Consider the following 15,831-nt stretch of genomic DNA (forward strand, 5'->3'; position numbering starts at 1 on the left):
CTCCCGATCAGCGCGCCGGACGGACGCCGGAGGTTTGAGCCTCCATCATCAGCCGGTCCTGCGCCATCGGATCGTGGGCGAAGATCTCACCCTTGAAGATCCAGCACTTGATGCCGATGATGCCATAGGCGGTCAGCGCCTCGGCTTCGGCATAATCGACGTTGGCACGCAGTGTGTGAAGCGGCACGCGACCTTCGCGATACTGCTCGACACGGGCGATTTCGGCACCGCCGAGACGGCCGCCGCACATCACCTTGATACCGTCTGCACCGAGACGCATGGCGGACTGCATGGCGCGCTTCATCGCACGGCGGAAAGCCACGCGGCGAACGAGCTGGTCGGCAATGCCCTGGGCGACGAGCTTAGCGTCGATTTCCGGCTTGCGGATTTCGACGATGTTCAGCTTCACTTCGCTCTGGGTCATCTTCGAAAGCTGCGCACGCAGCTTCTCGATGTCGGCGCCCTTCTTGCCGATGATCACGCCGGGGCGCGCAGCATAGATGCTGACGCGGCACAGCTTGGCCGGACGCTCGATCACGATCTTGGAGATCGCAGCCTGCGGCACGGTTTCGATCACGAACTTGCGGATCTTGATGTCTTCCTCGAGCAGCTTCGCATAGTCACGCCCTTCGGCGTACCAGCGGCTGTCCCAGGTGCGGTTGATCTGCAGGCGCAGGCCAATCGGGTTTGATTTATGACCCATGATCAGGCCTCCTCGACTTCGCGGACGACGATACGCAGCCGGCTGAACGGCTTCAGGATGCGCGTGGACTTGCCACGGCCGCGCGTATGGAACCGCTTCATGGTGACCGACTTGCCCACGCTCGCTTCGGCGACGATCAAGGCGTCGACGTCGAGATTGTGGTTGTTTTCGGCGTTGGCGATCGCCGAGGCGAGCACCTTCTTCGCGTCCTGCGCCATCGCCCGCTTGGAGAAGGTCAGGATGTTGAGGGCTTCTTCAGCCTTCTTGCCGCGGATCAGACCGGCGACCAGGTTGAGCTTCTGGGCGGAACCACGAATGGTGGTGCCGACCGACAGCGCTTCCTTTTCACCTACGCGACGGGGAGCTTTCTGCTTGCTCATCAGCGCTTACCCTTCTTGTCGGCGGCGTGGCCGGGGAAGTTGCGCGTGGGCGCAAATTCACCGAGCTTGTGGCCGACCATTTCCTCGTTGACCGAGACGGGGATGAACTTCTGGCCGTTATAGACGTTGAACGTCAGGCCAACGAACTGCGGCAAAATCGTCGAACGACGCGACCAGGTCTTGATCGCACCAGCGCGGGTGCCCTGCTCCTGCGCGTCTTCTGCCTTCTTCAGCAGATGCAGGTCGACGAACGGGCCTTTCCAGACGGAACGAGCCATGGGGCTTACCTCTTCTTCTTCGCGTGACGCGAACGGATGATCATCTTGTCGGTCGACTTGTTATGCCGCGTGCGGGCACCCTTGGTGGGCTTGCCCCACGGAGTGACCGGATGACGGCCGCCCGAGGTCCGGCCTTCACCACCACCATGCGGGTGATCGACCGGGTTCTTCGCGACACCGCGGGTAAGCGGCTTCACGCCCATCCAACGACGACGACCAGCCTTGGCAAGCGTCTGGTTCGAGTTGTCCGGGTTGGACACCGCACCGACCGTACCCATGCAATCGCCACGCAGGTAACGCTGTTCGCCCGAATTCAGGCGGACAATCACGAGACCGCGGTCACGACCGACCAGCTGCACATAGGTGCCTGCCGAACGGGCGATCTGACCACCCTTGCCCGGCTTCATCTCCACGTTGTGGCAGATGGTACCGACCGGCATCTGGCTGAGCAGCATGGCGTTGCCCGGCTTCACGTCGGTCTTTTCACCGGCGATCACCTGGTCGCCCACGGCAACACGCTGCGGCGCGAGGATATAGGCGAGTTCGCCGTCCTCGTACTTGAGCAGCGCGATGAACGCGGTGCGGTTGGGATCGTATTCGATCCGTTCAACGGTTGCAGCAACGTCCCACTTGCGACGCTTGAAGTCGACGAAGCGATACTTCTGCTTGTGACCGCCACCAATGCCGCGCGAAGTCACGTGGCCCTTGTTGTTGCGGCCACCCGTCTTGCTCTTGCCCTCGGTGAGGGACTTGACCGGCTTGCCCTTGTAGAGGCCCGAGCGGTCCACCAGCACGAGGCCGCGACGCGCGGGGCTGGTCGGCTTGTAATTCTTGAGTGCCATTGTCTTCTAGCCTCAGATACCGCTGGTGACGTCGATGGGGTCCTGGCCGGCAGCCAGGGTCACGATCGCCTTCTTCACGTCGGTGCGCTTGTAGGCTTTGCCCTTCCAGCGCTTCGTCTTGCCCTTCTGGACAATCGTATTCACTGCCTTCACCTTGGTGTCGAACAGAGCCTCAACCGCTTCCTTGATCTGCGGCTTGGTGGCGCTGCCGGCGACCTTGAAGACGACTGCGTTGTTTTCAGACAGCAGCGTCGACTTCTCGGTGATGTGCGGCGAAAGGATCACGTCATAGTGACGCACATCCACGTCCTGCTTCTTAGCCATTGAAACGCGCCTCCAGCTTTTCGACAGCGGCGCGCGTCAGCACCAGCGTGTCATGCTTCAGGATGTCATAGACATTGGCGCCGATGGCGGGGAGGACGTTGATGTCCTTCAGGTTGCCGGCGGCACGCGCGAAGTTGTCGTTCACGCTTTCACCGTCGATCACCAGCACCTTCTTGCCCCAGCCCGCCTTGGCGAGCTGACCGGCCAGAGCCTTGGTCTTGGCATCGGTCAGTTCAAGGCTGTCAACGACGACGAGGCCGTTCTTCGCCTTGGCCGAGAGAGCCATGCGCAGACCCAGAGCACGGATCTTCTTGTTGAGCGAGATGTCGAATTCACGACGGCGGGCACCATGTGCCTTACCACCGCCAATGAACACCGGCGCCTTGCGGTCGCCGTGACGGGCCGTACCGCCACCCTTCTGGCGGCCGAACTTCTTGCCGGTACGGGCAACGTCCGAACGCTCACGGGTCGCACGGGCAATGCCGCGGCGATTTTCGAGTTGCCAGGTGACAACGCGGTGCAGGATGTCGGCGCGCGGTTCAAGACCGAACACGGCATCGTTCAGTTCAATGTCGCCCTTGGCGACCGAACCGTCGAGGTTGGAAAGCTTCACCTTCACGACTTAGCCCTCCTGGCCTTCGGCCGCTTCGACAGCCACGACTTCTTCAGCCGGGGTGTCGGCAGGCGCCGCGTCATTGCTGTTGGCCGCGCTCTTCAGCCCGGCGGGATAGGGAGCCTCGGCGTGACGCGAAACCTTCACGGAGTCGCGAACGAGGAGCCATGCGTTCTTCGAACCAGGGACCGAACCCTTCACGAAGATCAGGCCGCGTTCGTCATCGGTGCGGACGATCTCGAGGTTCTGCTGGGTGCGCTGACGGTCGCCCATGTGGCCGGCCATCTTCTTGCCCTTGAACACGCGACCCGGATCCTGACGGTTACCGGTCGAACCGTGCGCACGGTGGCTGATCGAAACACCGTGGGTGGCGCGCATACCGCCGAAACCCCAGCGCTTCATCGCACCGGCAAAGCCCTTGCCCTGCGTGTGGCCGGTGATGTCGACCAGCTGGCCCGGCACGAAGTGCGAGGCAGCGATCGTGGAACCGACTTCCAGCACCGCATCTTCAGCGACGCGGAATTCGGCGACCTTCATCTTGAGCGACACTTCGGCCTTGGCGAAATGTTCACGCTGCGGCTTGGCAACGTTCTTCTGCTTGGCTTCACCCGAACCGACCTGGAGCGCGGTGTAACCATCGTTCTCCTGGGTACGGACCGAAACCACCTGGCAGTCTTCCAGGGCAAGAACGGTCACGGGAACGTGACGTCCATCCTCCTGGAACAGGCGGGTCATCCCGACTTTCTTAGCGATCACGCCTGTGCGCATGACCAATCTCCTCAACAGAGGCACCTGGACCCATTCCAGGTGCTTGCCAGCCCTAATTGTGATGCATCGCCCCGTCCGGGCTGAGCGCCCTCCCCCGGCATGATACCTCGGGGAGAGCAAGACGGGGGACGCAGCCCGGATCGATGATCCGGCGGTATCCCAATGTCTGCGCGAGAATTTTCTCGCGAGCCGGTCCGGATAAATCCGGGCTCCGGATAGGATGCGGCCCGAAGGCCAAAACTTTCAGATCAGCGGCTTAGGCCAGCTTGATCTCAACATTCACACCTGCCGCCAGGTCCAGCTTCATCAGCGCGTCGACCGTCTGGGCGTTGGGCTGCACGATGTCCAGCAGCCGCTTGTAGGTGCGAACCTCGAACTGTTCCCGCGACTTCTTGTCGATGTGCGGACCGCGGTTCACGGTGAACTTCTCGATACGCGTCGGCAGCGGAATGGGGCCCCGGATCAGCGCGCCGGTGCGGCGGGCGGTTTCGGCAATCTCGCCAGTTGCCTGATCGAGAACGCGGTGGTCAAACGCCTTGAGGCGAATGCGAATATTCTGAGCTTCCATTTCCAACTACCGATGCGAAAGAGCCAAGGCGATCCGAAAACCGCCAAAAACAAAGAACCGCCCCGCCTCACCGAATATTCGGGAAGGGGCGGCCCCCAGAAACTTTATAGGCAAAAGCCGGACCCGCAGGGGACGAATCCCCCGCGGGTCGCGCGCCTATATTACTTCGTGATCTTGCTGACAACCCCAGAACCGACGGTACGACCGCCTTCACGGATTGCGAAGCGAAGACCTTCGTCCATAGCGATCGGAGCAATCAGCTTCACGCCGATGGTCACGTTGTCGCCCGGCATCACCATTTCAGTGCCTTCGGGAAGGATCACTTCGCCGGTCACGTCGGTGGTGCGGAAGTAGAACTGCGGACGATAGTTGGCGAAGAACGGCGTGTGACGGCCACCTTCGTCCTTCGACAGCACGTAGACTTCGGCGTTGAATTCGGTGTGCGGGTTCACGGTGCCCGGCTTGGCCAGAACCTGACCACGCTCAACCGATTCACGAGCGATACCGCGAATCAGCGCACCGACGTTGTCGCCGGCTTCACCGCGATCGAGCAGCTTGCGGAACATTTCGACGCCGGTCACGGTCGTCTTCTGGGTGTCCTTGATGCCGACGATTTCGACTTCGTCACCCACGTTCACAACGCCGGTTTCGATACGGCCGGTCACAACGGTACCACGACCCGAGATCGAGAACACGTCTTCGATCGGCATCAGGAAGGGCTTGTCGATCGGACGATCGGGCTGCGGGATGTAATCGTCAACAGCCTTCATCAGCTCGAGGATCGACTTTTCGCCGATTTCCGGATCGCGGCCTTCGAGAGCGGCCAGAGCCGAACCCTTGACGATCGGAATATCGTCGCCCGGGAAGTCGTAGCTGGAGAGCAGTTCGCGGATTTCGAGTTCGACGAGCTCGAGCAGCTCTTCGTCGTCAACCTGGTCGACCTTGTTCATGTACACGACCAGAGCCGGCACGCCGACCTGGCGGGCAAGCAGGATGTGTTCGCGGGTCTGCGGCATCGGGCCGTCAGCAGCGTTCACAACCAGGATCGCGCCGTCCATCTGGGCGGCACCGGTGATCATGTTCTTCACATAGTCAGCGTGGCCCGGGCAGTCGACGTGTGCGTAGTGACGCGCGTCGGTTTCGTATTCCACGTGAGCGGTCGAGATGGTGATGCCGCGCTCGCGCTCTTCCGGAGCCTTGTCGATGTTCGCGAAATCGACGGGGGCGCCGAGGACCTTGGTGATCGCAGCGGTCAGCGTGGTCTTGCCGTGGTCGACGTGACCGATGGTGCCGATGTTGCAGTGCGGCTTGGTCCGCTCAAATTTTGCCTTAGCCATTTGTCAAAACCTCTATTTTCTCAAAATTCGATCAATGCGGGAGACGGCGCCCGTTGAATCAGGCGCCGCCCCTAGACGGTCACTCGCCTTTAGGCAAGCTTCTCCTTGACTTCGGCCGCCACGTTGGCGGGCACTTCGTCATAGTGCGAGAACTGCATCGTGTACTGGGCGCGGCCCTGGGTGAACGAACGCAGTTCATTGACGTAGCCGAACATGTTGGCCAGCGGCACGAAGGCCTCGACCACCTGGGCATTACCGCGGCTGTCGGTGCCCTGGATCTGGCCACGACGGGAGTTCATGTCGCCGATAACGTCGCCCATGAATTCTTCCGGAGTAACCACTTCCACCTTCATGATCGGTTCGAGCAGCTTGATGCCCGACTTCTCGGCCACTTCGCGCATCGCGCCGCGACCGGCGATTTCGAACGCGATCGTCGAGGAGTCGACGTCGTGATACGCACCGTCATAGAGGCGAATTTCGAAGTCGATGATCGGGAAGCCGATCAGATAGCCGCTGGCTGCCTGTTCGCGCATGCCCTTTTCGATCGACGGAATGTATTCGCGCGGAATGTTGCCGCCCTTGATCTCGTCGATGAAGGTGATGCCAGCACCGCGTTCGCCCGGAGCAACCTTGACCTTCACGCGACCGAACTGACCGGTACCGCCCGACTGCTTCTTGTGGGTGAAGTCCACATCGACAGGCTTCGAAAGCGATTCGCGATAGGCCACCTGCGGCGCACCGACGTTGGCTTCGACCTTGAATTCGCGACGCATGCGGTCGACGAGGATTTCAAGGTGAAGTTCGCCCATGCCCTTGATGATGGTCTGGCCCGATTCATGGTCGGTCGAGACGCGGAACGAGGGATCTTCGGCAGCCAGGCGGTTGAGCGCGATGCCCATCTTTTCCTGGTCGGCCTTGGTCTTGGGTTCCACCGACAGTTCGATAACCGGCTCGGGGAATTCCATACGCTCGAGGATGATCGGCGCGTTCTTGGCGCACAGCGTATCGCCCGTGGTGGTTTCCTTCAGGCCCGCCAGAGCAACGATGTCGCCAGCGAATGCTTCGTCGATGTCCTCACGGTTGTTGGAGTGCATCAGCAGCATACGGCCGATCTTTTCGTCCTTCTCCTTCACGGAGTTAAGGTACGAACCCTTCGACAGCTTGCCCGAATAGATGCGGGCGAAGGTCAGCGAACCCACGAACGGGTCGTTCATGATCTTGAACGCCAGCGCGCTGAACGGAGCTTCGTCGCTCGAAGGACGGGTATCTTCTTCGTCCGTGCCGGGCTTCACGCCCTTGATGGCCGGAACGTCGATCGGGCTCGGCAGGTAGTCGACAACGGCGTCGAGCAGGGCCTGCACGCCCTTGTTCTTGAACGAGGAGCCGCACAGCACCGGAACGAACGCATGTTCCAGCGTGCCCTTGCGGATCAGCGCCTTGAGCTGGGCCACGTCGGGCTCAACGCCTTCGAGGTAGGCTTCGGTCGCATCGTCGTCCTGTTCGACGGCGAGTTCGACCAGCTTCTGGCGATAGTCGGCAGCCTTGTCGGCGAGGTCGGCCGGGATTTCTTCGTAGAAGAATTCGGCGCCCAGGCTTTCATCCTTCCAGATGATCGCACGGTTGTTGACGAGGTCCACCAGGCCCTTGAAGCCCGATTCAGCGCCGATCGGCAGATAGAGCACGAGCGGAACCGCGCCGAGGCGATCGATGATCGTCTGCACGCAGTAGTAGAAGTCCGCACCGGTACGGTCGAGCTTGTTGATGTAGCACATCCGGGGCACGCCGTACTTTTCAGCCTGGCGCCACACGGTTTCGGACTGCGGCTCAACGCCGGCCACGCCGTCGAAAGCGGCAACCGCACCGTCGAGCACGCGCAGCGAACGTTCCACCTCGATGGTGAAGTCCACGTGGCCCGGGGTGTCGATGATGTTCAGGCGATGCTCGGGGCCATTGCCTTCGTCAGCCTTCCAGAAGCAGGTCGTCGCGGCCGACGTGATGGTGATGCCGCGTTCCTGTTCCTGTTCCATCCAGTCCATGGTGGCGGCGCCATCGTGCACTTCGCCGATCTTGTAGGACTTGCCGGTGTAGTAGAGAATCCGCTCGGTCGTCGTGGTCTTGCCGGCGTCGATATGCGCCATGATACCGAAATTGCGGTAGCGTTCGATCGGATGGCTGCGTGCCATGGTGGTTTCCTTAAGGCCTTTCGGAGTTCAGGCCGGCCAATGCCGGCCCTCGCCCCATATAGTAACGATTGTGACCGGCAAAAGACACGCCCGATGCGTGCCCTTCCCCGGCCCGCCGCTTACCAGCGGTAGTGGCTGAACGCGCGGTTGGCGTCGGCCATGCGGTGAGTATCTTCCCGCTTCTTGACCGCGTTGCCGCGATTGTTCGCCGCATCCATCAGCTCACCCGAAAGGCGGGCAGCCATGGTGGTTTCCGCACGGCCGCGAGCGGCAGTGATGAGCCAGCGGATCGCCAGGGCCTGGGCGCGCTCGGGGCGCACTTCCACGGGAACCTGGTAGGTTGCACCACCAACGCGGCGCGAACGCACTTCGATGGCGGGCTTCACATTGTTCAGCGCGTCATGGAAAACCTGAACCGGATCGGTCTTGGCCTTGGTCTCGACAGTGTCGAGCGCGCCATAGACGATCTTTTCGGCGGCAGACTTCTTGCCGTCATACATCAGGTTGTTCATGAACTTCGAAAGCACCACATCCCCAAACTTGGGATCGGGCAGGATTTCCCGCTTCTCGGGACGACGACGACGTGACATCGGTAATTCCTTTTCAACTGGGCGGCGCTTCCGTCAGGCGGCGCGCCGGCCCTCAATCCTTGCTCGCGGCGGAGCTTACTTAGGACGCTTGGCGCCGTACTTCGAACGGCTCTGCTTGCGGTCCTTCACGCCCTGCGTGTCGAGCACGCCGCGCAGCACGTGGTAACGCACGCCGGGAAGGTCGCGCACACGGCCGCCGCGGATCAGCACAACCGAGTGTTCCTGCAGGTTGTGGCCTTCGCCGGGGATGTAGGAAATGACTTCGCGCTGGTTGGTCAGACGGACCTTGGCGACCTTGCGGAGAGCCGAGTTCGGCTTCTTCGGGGTCGTGGTGTAAACGCGAGTGCAGACGCCGCGCTTCTGCGGGTTCTGCTCCATCGCAGGCACCTTGCTCTTGGCCTTCTGCGGCACGCGGCCCTTGCGGACCAGCTGGTTGATCGTAGGCATTAAATCTCTTCACCTTATCTTCTGACCCCAAAGGGGATCAGGCTTGTCGACAATACGACCGGGTGAAGAGTGAAGGATGGAGACCTTTCGTCATTCCCGCGAAAGCGGAAACCCAGACCCCACGAAAGAGGCCCCGAAAGAAGCACCAGCCGAAACGCTCCACCAGGCCACAAGGCCGGGTTACTTTGCCGACCGCCCCCAAGGGACCGCGCCGCCAATGTTCAGCTCGAAATGCCCGGAACAGGGAATCCCTGCCCGAACTTGTGCGGGCCATTAGGGGAAAGGGGGAATGAGGTCAAGCGGGGGTGGGCGAACGAAATGGCGCAATACCAGCCTTACCAATACAGCCTGGTGCTATACGTCCCCTGCACTGGCTGGCCCTCAGGATTTCCCGCCGGGCGAAATTTCGCTCTCTGAACGACGAGATCGCAAATTTTCGCATCGATTCGATCATCACCCGAACTCTGTAGAACCGTGCAATGAGTCACCTTTCCTTCGGGCGAGACGTGAAAAACATAGCCGACCAAACCATGTAGACGACCCTTGAAGACCGGATCGATCAGGTCGCGAGCGAGAAACCACTTGCCCGAGTTCAAAGGTTTCGACGGAGCGAAAGGAACCCGTTCTGCAGCATATCCGGAGTAAGGCACGGAAGCCAGCAGTCCAACGCACATCATGCCGAACATGATCCGTCGCGCCTTCATCCGAAAAAACCCGATTTCCGGCGGACTCGTGTTTCAAATATCATCTCGATAACCCGGCCTGTGACAGTTTTGGCATCTCACGAAGCGATCTCCGGCCAATAATCCATTTTCCTACACGCCCCGCTTCTGCAATCTGCCGTGGGTTATGGCCCAACCTTCCCCGCCCGGCACATTCCGCATTTCTCCCTATCCGGTTGAGGATCGGCCGGGTTTCCGGCTGCGCGGTTGGTGCGTCTCCTTTGCGGCATCGCGGCTTGGTGTGAGGGCAGGCTGGGCCCCCGCCTGCGCGGGGGTGACGAAGATGGGGCGCGAGGCTACGAAGAGAGGCGCGACGGGGACGAAGGATGGGTGCGTTGGGCCTCATGCCGTGAAGCACGCGGGGTGCACGAAAGCGCGAAATGGAAAGTCACACATCGTCAGGCGCGCAATGGCCGAAAACGGCTCGAAACCGCGCCTTGCAGGGGGTGTTACACAGTGTGTTTCGGGGGCCGTTCTGCGTAACACATGGCAGCCACATCCGCCCCGCCCTGCTCAGGCGGCGAGGTTTCGCGAGATCGGATTTCGTGCGGGTCTCGCCCGCATGTCACGCGGCGGATTGCCGCGCGGCTGCGCCGCTCGCAAGGACGACAGGAGGCCGGCTCTAATTGCCCGGCGGCGGGGGCGGCGGGCTGCCTGCTCCACCCGGTGCAGCGCCCGGTGCGCCGGCCGGGCCACCGCGCTGCGGGCGCATAGTGCCGGGGCCTTCGCGCAGGGCGACGATCTCGTCGGCTACCAGCCAGCCATCCTTGTTGAGGTCCGCCTTGTCGAAGCGGGCACCTTCAAAGGCCAGCAGTTCTTCCAGCGAAACGCCGCCATCGTAATTGGTGTTCGCTTCCACGATCAGCGTGGCGGTGATCGGGGCGATCACGTCTTCCAGCACTTCATCCTCGCGGTCCTTGCCGAGTTCGACCGGCAATTGCTCGGCAACCAGCGCGATCTGCTCGCCGCTCGTCATGCCGTCTTCCGCAAGCACGGCCGAACCGAGCGTGCGCTGCCAGGCGGCGAATTCCTCGGGGCTGATCTGGCGGTTACGGTCCGTATCCACCTCGGCAAAGCGCCGGGCGATCATCGCAGCCTTGCGCGCTTCTATCGCGGCGTTGAATTCGGCCAGCGTGATCGTGCCGTCGCGGTCGGTATCGGCGGCGCGGAAGATCTTCTCCACCGCCTGGTCGAACTTCTTGCGGGCAATCGGCGTGGAAGGAGGCGCGCCGTTGGGGCGCTTGATGCGAGACATGTCGCCGCCATATTGCACTTCCTGCGCGGCCAGCACCGAGGGTGCGGCCAGCGCCAGCGCGACTGCCAGAGTGGGAAGAAACCTGCTCATGATGTGCCCTCCTGCCGTCCCGCGCGGGGCGGTTCCTCTTCCTCGGGCCGTGAACCGCGGATGAACCACGTTCCCGCCGCCCGCGCCTCAGCGGCCGACGATGCCCAGCAGTTCGATCGTGAAGAACAGGGTCGCCCCGCCCGGGATCGGACCGGCGCCGCGCGGGCCGTAGCCCATGTCCGCCGGCACAGCGAGTTCGATTGTATCGCCCACGCCCATCTGCGGCACGGCCATCTGCCATGCGGGGATCAGGCCGCGCAGGGGGAAAGTGGCCGGACGGCCGGAGGCATAGGAACTGTCGAACTCCGACCCATCGGTCAGCGTGCCGCGATAATGGATGCGTACCACATCGCGCACGGTGGGATGCTCGCCCGTGCCGTCACCCTTCACCCGGCGCCACATCAGGCCGCCTTCCATCCACTGCCAGCCATCTTCGGCCTTGAGCGAAGCCAGTGCGGCCTGCTGCTTGTTGAGCCAGGCGGCATCCTGCTGGAGGCCGGTCCCCTGCGGCTCTTCCTGAGCGCGGGCGGCGGTAAGGACCAGCGCGGGAATGGCCGTGACGGCGAGCAGCAGGAACGGGGCGTAGGAAAGGATGCGTTTCATCGGGAGAGTCTTTGCTTGAAAGGGCGGCCCTGTTTCAGGCCATCAGGAATTCGACCAATTGGCGGACCTTTTTCTGGCGCCATTGGGGACGGGGCGCCACCAGCCAGTATGCACGGTGGCCCGGTTCCGGCCCCTGCAGCGCCTTCAGCCGCCCGTCGGCCAGCAGTTCTTCCACCAGAAGCAGCGGCAGCATGGCCTTGCCCAGCCCTGCCCGCACGCTGGCGAGCGCCTGCGCCGCATTGCCGACCTGAAGCACGGCCTCCGCCCCATCGGGCAAAGGCGCGCCGGGCCATGCGATCCAGTCATCAGGGGCGCTGTCGGTGGCGACCACTACGCGCATCGCCGGGGCAAGCTGCAGCCCTTCCAGATCGCCCGGCCCTTCGGCCAGGCGGATCGCGATATCCAGATTGGCCTCGGTAAAGTCCACTTCCTCGCCCGCGATCAGCTGATAGCGGATCTCCGGGTTCTCCTTGCGGAAGGCGGCAAGGCGCGGCGCAAGCCAGGTGGCCCAGAATTCATGCGGGGCGGCAATGGCATAGGAATAGCTGGACTGGCCCGCCTGCATGGCCTGCACGCTTTCCTCGAAACGCAGGAAGCCTTCGCGCAAAGTGTCCAGCCCGGCCACGGCCTCGTCCGTCAGTTCCAGCCCCTTGGAGGTGCGGCGGAACAGCACAACGCCCAGCACATCTTCCAGTGCGCGGATCTGCTGGCCCACGGCCGCCGGCGTCACCGCCAGTTCGTCCGCCGCGCGGGTGAAGGACAGGTGCCGGGCCGCGGCATCGAATACGCGCAGGGCGTTAAGGGGCAGATGCGTCCGCTTCATGGTGAGAGGGGATTTAGGCCGACCGGCGCCTGCGGGCAACCAAGCATGGCTTGCCTGCCCGAAAGGCGATCCGCCTTTATCTCAGTCAGCCGTCGCAGGCGCAGCCAGCGGGAAGAAGGGAATGGCCACTTCGAACAGCTCCCCCTCGCGCGCGCCGTCCACCCGGCGGAAGGTGTAATGCCCTTCCATGCTGCCATGCGGCGTGGTGAGCGGGCAGCCGGAGACGTAATCGTGGCTGCGTCCGGGCGCGAGAATGGGGGTTTCGCCAACCACCCCTTCGCCCTGCACGATGTTCACCATGCCGCGCCCATCCGTGATGCGCCAGAAGCGGGAGAGCAGTTGCACCGTCTCGCCCGAATCGTTCTCAAGCCGGATGTGATAGACCCAGAACCACTTGCCCGCGTCCACGCGCGACTGATCGGGCATGAAATTCACCGCCACCCTGACAGTGATGCCCTGCGTGATCGCGGCGTGCTGGAACAGTTCCTTCATGAGTCGCGACGGTAGCCATATTTGGCCGGGCGTCAAAGGGGTGGTATGGGGCCGCATGGGACGAAAGCGCGCCCTGCCCCCGGCAATCGCCATTGCGGTGCTGCTCGTTCCGCCCGCTTCCCCCTTGCGCGCCCATCCGGGCGGGCTGGATGCCAATGGCTGCCACACCAATCGCAAGACGGGCGAATATCACTGCCATCGTGCCGCAAGCGCACCGGCCCCTGCCCCATCCCCCCGGCAAGGCGGAAATGCGGGAACCTATTACCCCAATTGCGCCGCCGCCCGCGCGGCCGGAGCAGCCCCACTGCGGCGCGGCGATCCGGGTTATCGCGCCGGGCTTGATCGGGACAATGACGGGATCGCCTGCGAATAGGGGCCAAGCATGACCGCCCTTTCTTCTTGCGAACGATTCTCATTAGCGGTAAACGAGTCGCAGTTGCTCGGATAACCCCGTTGGGAGATTGCGCCATGAATCACGGCCGTTCCGCCGATTTGCTTCCCCTTCCCCTTCCGGCAGACCGCACCGGGAGGCTGGTGCTTGTCGCCATGCGACGCATGGCCGCGCATGGCATTCGCGATGCGCAAGCGGCTTGGCTGATGCTGGATCTGTTCGGCGCACGCTTCCGCCGGCCACTGGTGCTGCTGCGCGCCTTCATGCTGGAATTCGCGCAGGCATCGCACCGCTCGATCCGCATCGCGCCATGCTGCTCGCTGCGGATGACGCAAGATGAGGGCCTGCTGATCGACGCACTGAATCTGGCAGCCGACCATCCGGGCCTTGCCGAAGACGCGCTGGTGCGCCTTTCGGGCAATCCCTGTATCTGCGAGCCGCTGTCAGCCGCCGCCGTGTTCAGCCGCGCGATTGCAGAACTGGAACCTGCACGTGCCTACCATTCGCTGGAGTCGGGGGCGTAATCGTAATCTTGCACCTGTTCGTCGGATGACCAATCGGTATCGTGCCGACGTTCAGCTTCTGAATCCGCCTGCATCTGGGATATTTCCCGCTGCATCTTGAGCGCTTCATGCTGCATCTTGGGCAGGTTGCGCATTGCCGCACCGGCGCTGAGTGCGGTCATCTTGCCTTCGTTGAAGGGGCGCTGATCGAGAGCCGCGTCGACATATTCGGCAAAGGCAAGCTCGCTGACATCCGAAGTCATGGACGATGCGGCACCGTCAGAGGGCGATGAACGATTGCAGCTTGTAGCCACGTTGACTCCAGCATCGCCGACCGGAGTGAATTCCGCACGGCAATCGAGCGAGGCGAAAGACCCGCCGGCCTCATAACGCACGACATTGGGCGCGGGCGCGGTGACCAGCACGTCGAGCCTGCCGAAAGGCAGCTTGCCTTCGCGCAGATCCGCCGCGGCCAGCAGCTTCTTCGCCTCGCCCATACTCATCGCATAGGCAGGCTTTTCACCGCCTGACGTCAACGGCATGAAATATACGCCAAGTCCTGCCGCAGCGACCAGGATCGTCCCGAAAACCATTTCGCGCATAAAAGTCCCCACTCTTCTGGCGGAGACTTTCTAGCGGCGAGTAGTTACCATTTTGCTCAGTTGTGGCTGGGTAACTACCCTGCGATCACACACCGGCGCGATCGAACGCCTGTGCCAGATCCTCGATCACGTCCTGCGGATCTTCCAGGCCGACATTGATACGCAGCATCCCGTCTTCCACGCCGGCTTCGGCACGGCCTTCCGGGCCCATATTGTGATGGGTGGTGGTGGCCGGGTGGCACAGCAGGCTCTTGGAATCGCCGATATTGTTGGAAATATCGACCAGCTCCAGCGCGTTCAGCACGGCCATGGCCTGTTCCCTGCCGCCTTCGAGGAAGAAGGAGAAGATCGGCCCGGCCGCGCTCATCTGGCTCATGCACAATTCGTGCTGCGGATGGCTGGGAAGGCCGGGATGGAGCACGCGGCTGACGCGGCTTTCCACGAACTGCGCCACTTTCAGCGCATTCTCGCTCTGCCGCGCGGCGCGAAGTTCCAGCGTTTCCAGGCCCTTGAGCACTACCCACGCATTGAACGGCGCAAGGATCGGCCCGGTGTTGCGCTGGAACGGCATCAGCTTGTCGTTGATCCATTCCTCGCTGGCGCAAAGCGCACCGGCGAGCACACGGCCCTGCCCGTCCATCAGCTTGGTGGCGGAATAGGCGACCACATCGGCACCATATTCCATCGGCCGCTGCAGCGCCGGGGTGGCAAAGGCATTGTCCACCACGGTGACGATGCCATGCGCCCGCGCCAGCGCACAGACGGCGCGCATGTCGACCACGTCCATGGTCGGGTTGGCGGGCGTCTCGAAGAAGAACACCTTGGTATTCGGGCGGATCGCCTTTTCCCAGGCGTCATTGTCGCGCGCATCGACAATTGTCTTCTCGATCCCGAAGCGCGGCAGCAGATTGTCCACGATCCAGCGGCACGAACCGAAGGCCGCGCGGCCCGCCACGATGTGATCCCCTGCGGAAAGCTGGCACAGCAGCGCCGCCGTCATAGAGGCCATGCCGGTGGATTGCACACGGCACGCCTCAGCCCCTTCCAGCATGGCGATCCGTTCTTCCAGCATCGCCGTGGTTGGGTTCTGCATACGGGAATAGACCATGCCTTCGGCTTCGCCCGCAAAGCGCGCAGCGACCGTTTCGGCCGTGTCGTAGGTATAGCCCGAGGTGAGGAACAGTGCCTCGCTCGTCTCGCCCTGCTCGCTGCGCCAGGTGCCGGCGCGCACCGCGCGAGTGGCGGGGCGCCATTTGGAGGTGATCGAGCGGTCGGTTCCGGTGGTCTTCTTCATGGCCGCGCGTTTAGGGCCGGTGC

Annotated in this window: 21 protein-coding genes; 2 read left to right on the plus strand and 19 right to left on the minus strand. The window is 62.7% G+C overall.

Annotated features, from left to right (window positions below):
* Positions 1–7 precede the first annotated feature (7 nt).
* The 17 genes from rpsC to apaG form a co-directional block, all read right to left on the minus strand.
* Positions 8–703 carry a 30S ribosomal protein S3 gene (gene rpsC, locus SZ64_RS07550; RefSeq protein WP_054530252.1) on the minus strand — a complete coding sequence of 232 codons (696 nt, stop codon included), beginning with the start codon at positions 701–703 and terminating at the stop codon, positions 8–10.
* Between the two features lie 2 nt (positions 704–705).
* On the minus strand, positions 706–1,083 hold the full coding sequence (gene rplV, locus SZ64_RS07555) for a 50S ribosomal protein L22 (RefSeq protein WP_054530253.1): 378 nt from the start codon (positions 1,081–1,083) through the stop codon (positions 706–708).
* Positions 1,083–1,361 carry a 30S ribosomal protein S19 gene (gene rpsS, locus SZ64_RS07560; protein WP_054530254.1) on the minus strand — a complete coding sequence of 93 codons (279 nt, stop codon included), beginning with the start codon at positions 1,359–1,361 and terminating at the stop codon, positions 1,083–1,085. Before rpsS ends, rplV begins: the two co-directional genes overlap by 1 nt.
* 5 nt (positions 1,362–1,366) lie before the next feature.
* On the minus strand, positions 1,367–2,203 hold the full coding sequence (gene rplB / locus SZ64_RS07565; RefSeq protein WP_054530255.1) for a 50S ribosomal protein L2: 837 nt from the start codon (positions 2,201–2,203) through the stop codon (positions 1,367–1,369).
* Between the two features lie 12 nt (positions 2,204–2,215).
* Positions 2,216–2,527 (minus strand): 50S ribosomal protein L23, encoded by a 312-nt coding sequence (locus SZ64_RS07570; protein WP_054530256.1) that lies wholly within the window; start codon positions 2,525–2,527, stop codon positions 2,216–2,218.
* The gene (gene rplD / locus SZ64_RS07575) at positions 2,520–3,146 is read right to left on the minus strand and encodes a 50S ribosomal protein L4 (protein WP_054530257.1); all 627 of its coding nucleotides are present in this window, start codon (positions 3,144–3,146) and stop codon (positions 2,520–2,522) included. The genes SZ64_RS07570 and rplD overlap by 8 nt, the downstream gene beginning before the upstream one ends.
* Before the next feature lie 3 nt (positions 3,147–3,149).
* Positions 3,150–3,908, minus strand: coding sequence for a 50S ribosomal protein L3 (rplC, locus tag SZ64_RS07580; RefSeq protein ID WP_054530258.1), 759 nt, complete (start codon positions 3,906–3,908; stop codon positions 3,150–3,152).
* Between the two features lie 256 nt (positions 3,909–4,164).
* Complete coding sequence (gene rpsJ / locus SZ64_RS07585) at positions 4,165–4,476, minus strand: 30S ribosomal protein S10 (RefSeq protein ID WP_040715017.1); 312 nt, start codon at positions 4,474–4,476, stop codon at positions 4,165–4,167.
* 161 nt (positions 4,477–4,637) lie between these two features.
* A complete protein-coding gene (gene tuf / locus SZ64_RS07590; protein ID WP_054530259.1) occupies positions 4,638–5,813 on the minus strand; it encodes an elongation factor Tu in 1,176 nt (391 codons plus the stop codon).
* 89 nt (positions 5,814–5,902) lie between these two features.
* On the minus strand, positions 5,903–7,996 hold the full coding sequence (gene fusA / locus SZ64_RS07595; protein ID WP_054530260.1) for an elongation factor G: 2,094 nt from the start codon (positions 7,994–7,996) through the stop codon (positions 5,903–5,905).
* A 119-nt stretch (positions 7,997–8,115) separates the two neighbouring features.
* Entirely contained in the window at positions 8,116–8,586 is a 471-nt protein-coding gene (gene rpsG, locus SZ64_RS07600; protein WP_054530261.1) for a 30S ribosomal protein S7, read from the minus strand.
* A gap of 75 nt (positions 8,587–8,661) precedes the next feature.
* Positions 8,662–9,033: a 30S ribosomal protein S12 gene (gene rpsL, locus SZ64_RS07605; RefSeq protein WP_006831873.1), complete on the minus strand. Its 372-nt coding sequence runs from the start codon at positions 9,031–9,033 to the stop codon at positions 8,662–8,664.
* A gap of 335 nt (positions 9,034–9,368) precedes the next feature.
* Entirely contained in the window at positions 9,369–9,719 is a 351-nt protein-coding gene (locus tag SZ64_RS07610) for a TonB family protein (protein WP_162225084.1), read from the minus strand.
* A 658-nt stretch (positions 9,720–10,377) separates the two neighbouring features.
* On the minus strand, positions 10,378–11,100 hold the full coding sequence (locus tag SZ64_RS07615) for an EF-hand domain-containing protein (RefSeq protein WP_054530263.1): 723 nt from the start codon (positions 11,098–11,100) through the stop codon (positions 10,378–10,380).
* Positions 11,101–11,187: 87 nt separating this feature from the next.
* On the minus strand, positions 11,188–11,703 hold the full coding sequence (locus SZ64_RS07620; protein WP_054530264.1) for an FKBP-type peptidyl-prolyl cis-trans isomerase: 516 nt from the start codon (positions 11,701–11,703) through the stop codon (positions 11,188–11,190).
* 34 nt (positions 11,704–11,737) lie between these two features.
* On the minus strand, positions 11,738–12,526 hold the full coding sequence (locus SZ64_RS07625) for a LysR substrate-binding domain-containing protein (RefSeq protein ID WP_054530265.1): 789 nt from the start codon (positions 12,524–12,526) through the stop codon (positions 11,738–11,740).
* Between the two features lie 81 nt (positions 12,527–12,607).
* Entirely contained in the window at positions 12,608–13,018 is a 411-nt protein-coding gene (gene apaG, locus SZ64_RS07630) for a Co2+/Mg2+ efflux protein ApaG (protein WP_054530266.1), read from the minus strand.
* Between the two features lie 55 nt (positions 13,019–13,073).
* Between apaG and SZ64_RS07635 the strand changes: the two genes are divergently transcribed.
* Positions 13,074–13,391, plus strand: coding sequence for an excalibur calcium-binding domain-containing protein (locus SZ64_RS07635; protein ID WP_156313569.1), 318 nt, complete (start codon positions 13,074–13,076; stop codon positions 13,389–13,391).
* Positions 13,392–13,486: 95 nt separating this feature from the next.
* The gene (locus SZ64_RS07640) at positions 13,487–13,933 is read left to right on the plus strand and encodes a DUF6628 family protein (protein WP_054530267.1); all 447 of its coding nucleotides are present in this window, start codon (positions 13,487–13,489) and stop codon (positions 13,931–13,933) included.
* On the opposite strand, the gene SZ64_RS07645 is transcribed toward SZ64_RS07640, so the two are convergent.
* Entirely contained in the window at positions 13,906–14,514 is a 609-nt protein-coding gene (locus tag SZ64_RS07645; protein ID WP_054530268.1) for a hypothetical protein, read from the minus strand. The genes SZ64_RS07640 and SZ64_RS07645 overlap by 28 nt on opposite strands.
* A gap of 85 nt (positions 14,515–14,599) precedes the next feature.
* Positions 14,600–15,808: an aminotransferase class I/II-fold pyridoxal phosphate-dependent enzyme gene (locus SZ64_RS07650; RefSeq protein WP_054530269.1), complete on the minus strand. Its 1,209-nt coding sequence runs from the start codon at positions 15,806–15,808 to the stop codon at positions 14,600–14,602.
* Positions 15,809–15,831 lie beyond the last annotated feature (23 nt).

This window comes from Erythrobacter sp. SG61-1L, from assembly GCF_001305965.1.
In the GTDB taxonomy this organism is placed as follows: domain Bacteria; phylum Pseudomonadota; class Alphaproteobacteria; order Sphingomonadales; family Sphingomonadaceae; genus Andeanibacterium.